Genomic DNA, 10,555 nt, shown 5'->3' on the forward strand with positions numbered 1-10,555 from the left:
TCAGGCTCCTGCCTTCGCGGTCGTACGACGGGAATCCAGGCGGGAATCCAGGCGGGCATCGGGGCGGGAATCAGGGTGGGCATCCAGGCGGGCGTCCACCAACCGGGCCAGGCTGCGCAGATCGGGCTGGCGCAGCACCTCGGGGCCGCGCAGCCGGACGCCGCAGCGCTCCTCCAGCGCGGCCAGGAGACGTGCCGCGAGCAGCGACGTGCCGCCGCTGTCCGAGAAGCCGTCCGCGAGGCCGATCCCGGTCAGGCCGAGCAGGTCGCGGCAGATCTCCACGACCAACCGCTCGGTGGGCGTGGCCGACGCGAGGGAGGCGTCGTCACCGGCCGCCGCGACCGGCCGCCGCTCCTCGTCCGCGAGCAGCGCGGCGCGGTCCACCTTCCCGTTGGCGTCCAGCGGGAACGCGTCCACGAACCGCACGACCGCCGGAACCGCCTGCTCGGGCAGCCACTGCCGCACGCCGCCCAGCAGATCGGCGACCTCGGGCGCCGTGCGGCCCGGGGCGGGCCGCACGAAGGCGATCAACCGGACGACGCCCTCGGTGCCGGTGTGCGCGGCGACGACCGCCCGCAGCACCCGGTCGTCGTGCTCGAACGCCGCCTCGACCTCCGCCGGTTCGATGCGGACGCCGCTCACCTTCACCTGGTCGTCCATGCGACCCAGGAACTCCAGCACGCCGTCCGCGCGCATCCGCACCCGGTCCCCGGTGCGGTACACCCGGTCCGTGCCGGTCACCCCGGCGGGCGCCGGGACGAAGCGGCGCGCCGTCAGCTCCGCGTCCAGGTAGCCGAGCGCGAGCCCGGCGCCGCCGATCCGCAGCTCCCCGGGCTCGCCCCGGGGCACCAGCGAGCCCGCGCCGTCGGTGACGCACACGAATGCCCCGGCGATCGGGGAGCCGATCGGCGGCGCCGCCGTGGTGTCCACGCCCTCGGGCAGGAGGGCGTGCGCGGTGCTCTGCACGGTCGCCTCGGCGGGGCCGTACGCGTTGTGGATCCGTGCCGTCACCTCGGGGGCCGGCCAGCAGCGCAGCCGGTCGCCGCCGACGAACACGTGCCGCAGCGCGGGCAGTTCGGGCCACGGCCGCTCGAAGAGGGTCTCCGCGAGCGGCGTCGGCAGCACGGCGACCGACACCCCGGCCCGCCGCCACCAGCCGGTCAGCGCCGCCGGGTCCCAGCGCACCTCCTCCGGCGGCACGCTCAGCGCGGCGCCCGAGGTCAGCGCCGCCCACAACTCCTTGACGTGCGGGTCGAAGGCGACGCCCACCAGCAGGCTGTGCCGGTCGCCGGGCCCGGAACCGGTGCGCTCGCGGTACCAGGAGAGCAGTGAGGCGAACGAGGCCCCGCCGACCGCCACGGCCTTGGGGGTACCGGTCGAACCCGAGGTGAGGACGGTGTAGAAGGTGCCGTCCGGGGCGGTCTGCCGCGCGGGACGCCCGGTGGAGGGCGCGGGCGCGAAGGCCGCGACGGCCTTCTGGGGCGCGTTCGCGCCCGCCCTCGGCAACGGCAGGAGGAGCGGCTCGCCCGTCAGGTACGCCTCGGGCAGCAGCCCCGGGTCGCCGATCAGACAGGGCACGTCGAGGTTCTCGGCCACCGCCGCCAGGCGGCGCTCGCCGGGGCGCGGGCCGAGCGGCAGGTAGACGGCGCCGAGCCGGGCGACGGCCACGGCCGTCGCGACCAGGGCGACGGACCGGTCGAGGCAGACCCCGACCAGGTCACCGGGGGCGACCCGGTCGCGCAGCACGGCCGCCGCGAGATCGGCGAGCGCGTCCAACTCGGCGTAGGTCCAGCTCAGTTCGCCGTCCTCGACGGCGGGCGCCGCAGGGGTCTCGCGGACCCAGTGCTCGAAGCGCTCCAGGACGTCGCGCGGGCGGCACGGCGCGGCCTTCGGGCCGTACTCGATGCTCAGGGGTGCAGTGTTCATGGTTCCTCTGTTCGCGTGCGTGCGAAGAAGTCGAATCGGTTCGGGAGCGGGCGGGCGGGCTCAGCCCAGGCCCATGGCGCGCGCGACGATGACCTTCTGGATCTCCGAGGTCCCCTCGATGATCGTCATCATCCGCACGTACCGGTACAGGAACTCCAGCGGATGCCCCCGCACCCAGCCGGTCGCCCCGTGCACCTGGAGCGCCCGGTCCACCACCCGTACCGCCGTCTCGGACGAGGTCAGCTTGGCCAGCGCCGCGTTCTCCGGCGCCTCCGTGCCCGCGTCCACGAGCCGGGCGCAGGCGAGCGTCATCAGCTTCGCCGCCTCCACCTCGGCGCGGCTGCGCACCAGATGGTCCTGGACGTGCTGGTAGGCGCCGATCCGCTCGCCGAACGCCCGCCGCTCCCTGGCGTACTCGACGCCCTGCGCGAGCGCGTACTCGGCGATCCCGTCGCACATCGCGGCGACCACGAGCCGGCCGCGCGAGAGGCTGTCGATGCCGTTGCCCAGCGCCGCGCCGACGCCGCCCTCGCCGCCGATCACCGCGTCGGCCGGGAGCCGCACCCCGTCGAGCAGCAGCTCGAACAGCGGCTCGCCCGACATGCCGTCGTACCGCTGCCCGATCCGCAGGCCGGGCGTGCCCGCCTCCACGACGAACGCGGTCGGCTCGCCGCCCGCGCCGCCCGCCGCCGCCACGACGAGCGTGAAGTCCGCCCGGTCGGCGTTGCTCACGAACGTCTTGCGGCCGTTGAGCACCCACTCCCCGGTCGCCCCGTCCCGCACGGCGGTGCTGGTGAGGTGGAACGCGTCGGAACCGGCGTGCGGCTCGGTCAGCGCCAGACAGCGCACGGCCTCGCCGCGCACCAGGGGCTTCAGGTAGCGCTCGATCTGCTCCTCGGTGCCGTGCCGCAGCAGCGGACTCGGCCCGTCGGAGCCCGCCAGCGCGTACGGCGCCAGCGGGCAGCCGCTGCGCCCGGCCGCCTGGTGCAGCAGCACCACGGCGGTGAAGGGCATGTCGCAGCCGCCGAGGTCCTCGGGGTAGTCCCCGGCGTAGAAGCCGAGCTTCGCGGAGCGCGTGCGCACGTAGGCGCGCAGCTCGGCGGGCGGGATGTCCGAGGTCTCGGGGAGGTCGGCGGCGAGCGGCACCAGTTCCCTGCGGACGAACGCCTCGAAGGAGTCGACCAGTTCGCGGTGGTCGGCCTCAAGGACGGAAGAGAGCGAGGAACTCATGCCGAGGCCTCCCGCACCGCGCGCGCCTGGTCCGCGAGGACGGGGTGCTGGAACAGTGCCCGCAGCGGCGGGCGGCTGCCGAGCCTGGGCTCCAGCCAGGCGGCCAGCTGCGCGGCGAGCAGGGAGTGCCCGCCGACCTGGAAGAAGTGCGAGGCGGGCGTGAAGTCGTCGTGGCCCAGCACCTCGCGCCAGCCCTCGGCGACGAGCGCCACGCCAGGGTCGAGGTCGGCCGCGTCGGCGGCCTCCCGCGCGTCGGTGGCCTCCGGCAGTGCGGCGGCGACCTCGGCCAGGGCCGCCCGGTGCGGCTTGCCGCCCGGCAGCGTCGGCATCGCGTCGAGGCGCACCCAGCGGGCGGGCACGAGCGCGACGGGCAGCCGCCGGGCGAGCGCGGCGTGCAGCGCGGCCTGATCGGGCTCGGTCGCCGACTCCAGGAAGCCGGTGAGCCGGGGGCCGCCGGGCGCCTCGCGCTCCAGCACCACCGCGCAGGACCGCCCGCCCAGCTCGGCCGACGCCGCTGCCTCGACCTCCTCCAGCTCGATGCGGTAGCCCCTGAGCTTGATCTGGTTGTCGCGGCGGCCCAGGAAGCAGAGCCGCCCCGCGCGGTCGCGGTAGCCCAGGTCGCCCGTGAGGTAGACCCGCTCGCCGTCCAGCGCCTCCACCGCCACGAACCGCGCCCCGGTGGCCGGGGCGTCGCGGAGGTAGCCCTCGGCGAGCCCGGCGCCCGCCACGGCCAGCTCGCCGACCGCGCCCCACGGCAGCGGCCGCAGCCCGGCGTCGAGCACGTGCACGCGGGTGCCGGGCAGTTCGGTGCCCAGCGGCACCTCGCCGCCCGCCCGCACCTCGTCGCGCGCGACCTCGTGGACGGTGCTGGTGATCGCGGCCTCGGTCACCCCGTACGCGTTGAGGACCGTCGCCCCGGTGGCGTCGAGCAGTTCGCCCAGCGCGTCGGTCGGCAGCCGCTCGCCGCCGAGCACGATCAGCCGGGGCGCCCAGCGCCCGTCGGCCAGCGCCTCGCACAGTTCGGCCCGTACGGCGAGGAGGTAGCTGGTGGGCAGGTTGGCGACGCTCACGCGGCGGGCGGCGAGCACCGCCAACAGCTCGGCGGCCGTGGGCACTTCACGCTGCGGCACGACCAGCGTCGCGCCGGCCAGGAGCGAGGGGAGCACCTCTTCGAGGGCCACGTCGAAGGACGGCTGGGCGAAGAGCAGCACCCGGTCGGCGCCGCTCAGGGCGTAGCGCGCGGCGGTGTGCCTGGCGTGCTGGGCAAGCGCGGACCGGCTCACGACGACCGGCTTGGGCAGGCCGGTGGAGCCGGAGGTGTGGATGACGTACGCGGCGTTGTCGACGGCCCGCGCGTCGGCGGCCCGCGGGAAGGCGGGGCCGTCGAGCAGCGCGATCGGCAGGCCGTCGACGGGCAGCGACAGCGCGGTTTCGCGGGTGGCGAGCACCAGCGCCGGTGCCAGTCGGCGCAGCAGCTGCTCCAGCCTGGCGGGCGGGTCGTTGGGGGAGAGCGGGCAGTAGACGGCGCCCGTGCGCAGGCAGGCGAGGAGCGTCGCCACGGTGTCCGTGCCGCGCGGCAGTACGGCCGCGACCGGCTGTCCGGCCCGCACCCCGGCGGCGCGCATCCGCTGCGCCAACTCGTCGACCAGCGCGTTCAGTTGCCCGTACGTGAGCTGCTGGGCGCCGCCCGTGACGGCGGGCGCGGCGGGGTCCTGCCCGGCCAGCGGGTCGAGCGGGTCCGCGGTGTCGGTCACCGGAGCGGTACCGGCCGCTGGAACGGGCTCGACGTCCGACGTGTCACCGAGAGCGCCGCCCAGCGTCGCGAGCTGGGCGTCCGGGGCGTCCAGATAGGCGCGCAGCACGTCCAGGAAGCGCTCCGAGAGGAGCCGTACCACCGACTCGTCGAACAGGTCCCGGTCGTAGTCCCACACCAGGGTCATGCCCGCGACGCCCTCGCGCGGCCCGACGGTCCGCCGGTCGTCGGGGATGAGGACGAGGTCCAGGTCGAAGCGGGTGGTGCCGGTGTTGTAGCCCTCGTACAGCAGTACTTCGAGGCCGGGCACCTCGATCTCCGGCAGCGGCGCGTCGTGGGCGCTGAACATCACGCTGAACAGGGGGTTGTCGGCGCCCGTCGTGTGCAGCCCGAGCGAGCGGGTCAGCTCCTGCACCGGTACTTCCTGGTGCGGCAGCGCCCTGATGAGGGTGTCGGTGACCTCGTCGACCGCCTCGGTCGCCGAGGCCGACGGGTCGAGCCGCAGCCGCAGCGGGATCGTGTTGACGAACATGCCGACGGTGTCCTCGAAGCCGCGGGGCCGGTTGCCGACCGCCGTGCCGACGACGAGGTCGGCGCGCCCGCTGTGGCGGCGCAGCACCTCGGCGAAGAGGCCCAGCAGGGTGGAGAACGGGGTGTGGCCCTGGGCGCGGCTGTGGTCGCGCAGCCGCTCCGCGAGGTCGGCGCCGACGGCCTGGCGCAGCTGTCCGCCCGCGTGCTTGCGCCGCGCTCCCGGCGTGGTGAGGCCGGGCAGCGGCAGGTCGAAGGAGGCGTCGTCGAGCTCGGCGCGCCAGTGGGCCAGGCTCGGGCCGCGGTCGCGGTCCGCGAGGGTGCGGACGTGCTCCTCGTACGAGGGGGCCGCGGGCAGTTCGACGGGCTCGTCGAGGACCCGGGCGCGGTAGGCGGCGAAGACGTCGCGGAGCAGGATCGCCAGCGAGTGGCCGTCGTGGATCAGGTGGTGCTCGACGTGCACGATCCGGTGGTGCCGCTCGCCGAGGCGGGCCAGGCACCAGCGCAGCAGCGGGGCCTCGAAGGTGTCGAGCGGGGCTTCGGCCTCGGAGCGCAGCAGCGCGGCGAACGCGGCCTCGGGGTCGGCCTCCCGGGAGAGGTCGACGGTGCGGATGCGGGGCGTACATCGCTCCCGCACGCGCTGGAGGGGTATCTCGCCCTCGCCGCCGACGAGTTCGAGGCGCAGACCGGGGTGTCTGGTGAGCGCGGTGGCCAGGCCTTCGGTGAGCGCTTCCGCGTCGAGCGTGCCCCACAGGTCCACGGTGGCCGTGAAGTTGTAGGCGCGGCTGCCGGGCAGCAACTGCTCGTGCAGCCAGACGATTTCCTGCGATGGGGACAGTGGGAGCATGGTCCATCCTTCGGTGGTGGATGAGTGGTGAACGGCCGTCGCGCGGTGCCGGTCGGGCGGCGGGACGGGGTCGTGCGGGAGCCGGGCGCGTGATGGCGGGGTGTGGTGCGCCGGGTTCCGGGAGCCCTGTGAGCGGGGCGGGTCGGGTCGGGGCGGGTGGGGGAGGCTCGGAGGCGCGGGTCAGAGCGCCGGGGCCATGGCGCCGGTACGGGCGTGCAGTTCGCCGACGAGAGCGGCGAAGGCCTCCTCGGCGTGGGCGTCGGAGAAGGCCGACCTGTCCCAGGCCGCCCTGACCAGCAGCTCGGAGCCGTACGAGACGGAGATGGCGAACGGCACCCGCAGCGGGCGCCCTTCGACGTGCACCTCGCGGCCCTCGACGCCGCCCAGGGCGAGCGGCGGGCGCCGGTGCAGGTCCTCGAAGGTCAGCATCCCGTCGAGCTTGCCCGACCAGGGGGACGAGGCGGCCCGTGCCGCGTGGACCACCTCGTCGAAGGGCGTGTCGGCGTGGTCGAGGTCGTCCCACCAGCGGGTGGTGACCTCGTCGGGGCCGCCGTCGAGCGCGGGGTGCACGACGGTGTTGAGGAAGCACCCCAGGACGGGCGGCGCCGCCGCGGGACGGCCGCCCCACGGGTAGGCGAAGAGCGGCACGGGGCCGGGGCCGTAGAGCGCCCTGGCGGCGGTGGCGGCCGCGCCGAGCAGGACGGGGAAGGCGGCGGCACGGCTGTCGCCCGCCGCGACGGGCAGGACGGCGCGGGCGGCTCCGGCCGGGTGGGTGGGGAAGGCCGGGTCGGCGGACCAGGCGGGCTCGGTGGCGCCCGCGGTGGCGAGCCGCGAGGGGTGCGGGGGCCGGGGGGCCTCCGTGCGCACGGAGGCCAGCCGCCGTGCCCAGTACGCGAGCGAGCGGGGCGCGGACGCCCGCTCCTCGGCGGCGAGTTGCAGGTGTACGGCGTCGCGGTACCCCTGCGCCTCCTCGGCGGCGAGGTCCTGGGGCACGTCGGCGGGGCCGAGCCCGGCGCGGTAGGCGTCGGTCAGGTCGGCGGTGATCCGGCCGAGCGACTGTTCGTCGCAGACGGCGTGGTCCAGGGCGAGCGCGAGCAGTTCGACGGGTTCGTCCCGGTCCGTCCGCGGGTCGTCGGGGGCGCGGTCCTTCGAGGCGTCCGCGAGGAACAGCCGCAGCGGAGGCCCTTCTGGGGCCCACCGCGCCAGCTCCCGCCGCAGCGCGTCGGCCGCGCTCTCCCCGGGGCGGGCGGCCGCGCGCTCGACCAACGCCTCGGCGGCGCACAGGCGTTGCACGGGCGCCGCCCGCAGCACTTCGGTGCGGGCGCGCAGCGCGGGGTGCCGGGCGGCCAGGTGCCCGGCGGCGCGGCGCAGCCGGTCCAGGTCGACGGTCCCGGCGGGGAACGCGAAGAACAGCGGGACGACGTCGGGCCGCCCGCCAGGGGCCAGCCGCCGGGCGAGCACGAAGCGCCGCTGTGCGCCGGTGACCGGCAGCGGCCCGTCGGGGTCGGCCGCGCTCCCGACGGCCCTGCGGTACCTGGCGAGGTACTGGGTGGTGATGCTGGGGGTGCCGGGGACGGCGGTCCGTGCCGCGGGGGTCCCGGGCGTGAGGGTGCTGGGGTTCACGATGTCCTCTCTGGCGCGGCCGCCGACGCGGCCGGTCCTGTGAAGGTGCGGACAGTGCTGCCGCACGGGCCCGTCGGGGCGCCGGTCGCCGGCGCGCGCTCAGCGCGCGGCCGTCGCGTCCGGTGTCGGCAGGTCGCGCATCCCCCGCAGCGGCGACAGCAGCAGCGGGAGCGGTACGAGCAGGAATCCGGCCGCGCACACCCAGACGGCGGCGCGCGGTCCGGCCGCCCCCGCGACGGCCCCGCCCACCAGCGCGCCGAGCGGCATGGTGCCCCACACCAGGAAGCGCAGCGTGGCGTTCATGCGCCCCAGCAGTTCGTCGGGGCACAGGAGTTGCCGGAAGCTGACCTGGGCGATGTTGTAGACGACGGCCCCGAAGAAGACCGCGGCCGACGCCACCGCGAACCACCCGGCGGCGTACCCGGAGCCGGACAGCGGCCACAGCAGGGCGAAGGGCCCGGTGACCACCGTGGACAGCCAGATGACCCGGGCCTGCCCCACGGCCCGTGCGACAGGACCCGCGCACACCGCCCCGGCGAGCCCTCCCACGGCGGACGCCGACAGCATCAGGCCCAGCGTCCCGGCGGGAAGGCCGAGCTCCCGCACCAGGAACACGGTCTGCACGGACATCAGCATCGCCGAGAAGAAGTTGGCGGTGCCGGTGGCCAGGGCGATCATCCGCAGCACGGGGTGGCGCAGCACGAAGACCAGGCCCTCCTTGACCTGGTCGGCCAGCGAGACGCCGGGCGCGGGCGGCTCGGGCTCCGGCTCGCGGGACTTGATGCCCCGCAGGAACAGCGCCGACAGCAGGTAGCCGAGCGCGTTGGCCACGATGGCGACCGGCGCGCCCAGCAGCTGCACGAGCCCGCCGCCGAGCCCGGGACCCGCCACCTGCGCGGCCGAACGCGCCGTCTCCAGCGCGCCGTTGCCCGCCACCAGGTGCTCCCTGGGCAGCAGGCGGGGCAGGTAGCTCTGGTGCGCGACGTCGAAGAAGACCGTCGCGGCGCCGGTGACGAGCGCGACCGCGTACAGCTGGGCCATCGTCAGCGCGTCGAGGGCCGCGGCGAGCGGCACGCTGCCCATCGCGACGGCCCGCACCACGTCCGCGCGCAGCAGCACGGGCAGTCGGCGCGTCCGGTCGACCCACGCCCCCGCGGGGAGTCCGATGAGCAGGAACGCGGCGGTCTCGGCCGCGGTCAGCAGCCCGACCTGGAAGGCCGGGGCCCGCAGTCCGACGACGGCGATCAGCGGCAGCGCCACCAGGGTCACCTGGGTGCCGATCTGGCTGACGGCGGCGCCGGACAACAGCCAACGGAAATCGCGGTGTTGCAGGAGTCCGGCGCCGGGGGGCCGGTCGGACGTCTGGGGTGTGGTCACGCGGCGACATTTGGTGATGACGGGGAGCCGGGTCAAAACGTGAGGCCGCTTTCCGGACAGAAAAATCCGGATAGCGGACGCCGGTAGATGGTTTTGCGGTAAACAGTCCGTTCCTTCCGGGCGAACGGGGGCCTCGGGGGTGCGACGGGGAGCGCCCGCGCGGACCGCTTCGAGTCGCACGTCCGCGCCCGAATCGAATGTCTGATTACTGTGGTTGTGCGTGTAAGGAGCACATAAGCGTGAGGGGCGTCCGGTGAAGGACCGTGCCGGGGGCCCGCGTTGCGGTGCGGCGGATGTGAACGTCGGCCGCCGGGTGGCTGGTTGAATAATGCACCACTCGATGGAGCGGTCACACCGTCCACGTTCGGCAAAGCCTTGACGATCAATGGGTGCACGGCCGGCGAAGTGGGCGCCGTGGCGATCTACTATCTGGCCGACGACACCCCGGAATCCGCGATCAAGCAGGCCGAGAAGGTCTTTGGAGACGAGAATGCGCACATCCTCACGCTGTCGAGCCGTGGCCGGCGGCCCGGCCCGCGGCTCTGACCGCCACGGCGTCCGCCATGGCTGACGGCTTCGTCCGCTGGTACCGGGAATCGGCCGCCACCTCGGTCTTCGCCGAGCAGGTCGAGCTCTTCGCGGAGTACGGACTCCGCCTCCCGCACCCCGTGCGGGGCGACGCGTTCGTGGTCGACGTGGAGGGCGACGACGTGCCGATCGGCCGGGAGGAACTGACCCGGCTGCTCGGCATGCGCATCGCCTCCCTCACCATGAACTGGTGGTTCTCGGCCGACAACAACGTCATAGACGAGTTCGTGTACGAGCCGCTGGGCTGCGAGATCCAGACGCTCTGGCTGGACGGGCTGACGCCCGGCGAGGTGCTGCGCGTCGAGGCGGCCGTGACCGCGGCGACGACCCGGCTCGCCGTGCCCACGCGCGCGGTGATCATCGACAGGGGCGGCGCGTCCGATCCGGAGGAATGGGACTCGGCGGTGCTGTACGACGGGGACCGGGTCCCCCGCTTCCCCGACGGCGTACTGGCCCAGGGCCACATCGCGCAGAAGGTCGTGCGGGCGACCCCCGGGCTCGTGCGGGAAGTCGTGGGCGCGGGCCTGTGCAGACTGGTCCCGGCGTAGTCGGTTGAGCCACGGGCTCTGGGCCGGGGGGCCCCCGGGGGCGGGGGCCGCCCCCCCCCCGCCCCCCGCGCCGCCCCCGCCCCCCCCCCCCCCGCGGGGGGGGGGGGGCGGGCCCCCGCCGCGGCGTGGCGCGCC

The 10,555-nt window shown here is 75.4% G+C and carries 7 protein-coding genes; 2 read left to right on the forward strand and 5 right to left on the reverse strand.

Features of this window, described 5'->3' with window-relative positions:
* The 5 genes from ACIBNE_RS02785 to ACIBNE_RS02805 form a co-directional block, all read right to left on the reverse strand.
* Entirely contained in the window at positions 1-1,926 is a 1,926-nt protein-coding gene (locus tag ACIBNE_RS02785) for an amino acid adenylation domain-containing protein (protein ID WP_399268754.1), read from the reverse strand.
* Positions 1,927-1,986: 60 nt separating this feature from the next.
* Positions 1,987-3,156 (reverse strand): acyl-CoA dehydrogenase family protein, encoded by a 1,170-nt coding sequence (locus ACIBNE_RS02790; protein ID WP_399268757.1) that lies wholly within the window; start codon positions 3,154-3,156, stop codon positions 1,987-1,989.
* Positions 3,153-6,284: an amino acid adenylation domain-containing protein gene (locus tag ACIBNE_RS02795; protein WP_399268759.1), complete on the reverse strand. Its 3,132-nt coding sequence runs from the start codon at positions 6,282-6,284 to the stop codon at positions 3,153-3,155. Before ACIBNE_RS02795 ends, ACIBNE_RS02790 begins: the two co-directional genes overlap by 4 nt.
* Before the next feature lie 180 nt (positions 6,285-6,464).
* Positions 6,465-7,907 carry a non-ribosomal peptide synthetase gene (locus ACIBNE_RS02800; RefSeq protein ID WP_399268761.1) on the reverse strand — a complete coding sequence of 481 codons (1,443 nt, stop codon included), beginning with the start codon at positions 7,905-7,907 and terminating at the stop codon, positions 6,465-6,467.
* 99 nt (positions 7,908-8,006) lie between these two features.
* Positions 8,007-9,284, reverse strand: a complete 1,278-nt coding sequence (locus tag ACIBNE_RS02805; protein WP_399268763.1) for an MFS transporter — start codon at positions 9,282-9,284, stop codon at positions 8,007-8,009.
* Positions 9,285-9,698: 414 nt separating this feature from the next.
* On the opposite strand from ACIBNE_RS02805, the gene ACIBNE_RS02810 reads away from it, so the two are divergent.
* Together ACIBNE_RS02810 and ACIBNE_RS02815 are read left to right on the forward strand one after the other, a co-directional pair.
* On the forward strand, positions 9,699-9,830 hold the full coding sequence (locus tag ACIBNE_RS02810) for a hypothetical protein (RefSeq protein ID WP_399268765.1): 132 nt from the start codon (positions 9,699-9,701) through the stop codon (positions 9,828-9,830).
* A 17-nt stretch (positions 9,831-9,847) separates the two neighbouring features.
* Positions 9,848-10,420, forward strand: a complete 573-nt coding sequence (locus tag ACIBNE_RS02815; protein ID WP_399268767.1) for a hypothetical protein — start codon at positions 9,848-9,850, stop codon at positions 10,418-10,420.
* Positions 10,421-10,555: the final 135 nt, after the last annotated feature.

Origin of the sequence: Streptomyces sp. NPDC050504, assembly GCF_044458065.1 — a bacterium.
In the GTDB taxonomy this organism is placed as follows: domain Bacteria; phylum Actinomycetota; class Actinomycetes; order Streptomycetales; family Streptomycetaceae; genus Streptomyces.

Coding starts and splice junctions, on each gene's coding strand:
- ACIBNE_RS02785 (WP_399268754.1), bottom strand. CDS start 1,926: ATGAACACTGCACCCCTGAGCATCGAGTACGGCCCGAAGGCCGCGCCG.
- ACIBNE_RS02790 (WP_399268757.1), bottom strand. CDS start 3,156: ATGAGTTCCTCGCTCTCTTCCGTCCTTGAGGCCGACCACCGCGAACTG.
- ACIBNE_RS02795 (WP_399268759.1), bottom strand. CDS start 6,284: ATGCTCCCACTGTCCCCATCGCAGGAAATCGTCTGGCTGCACGAGCAG.
- ACIBNE_RS02815 (WP_399268767.1), top strand. CDS start 9,848: ATGGCTGACGGCTTCGTCCGCTGGTACCGGGAATCGGCCGCCACCTCG.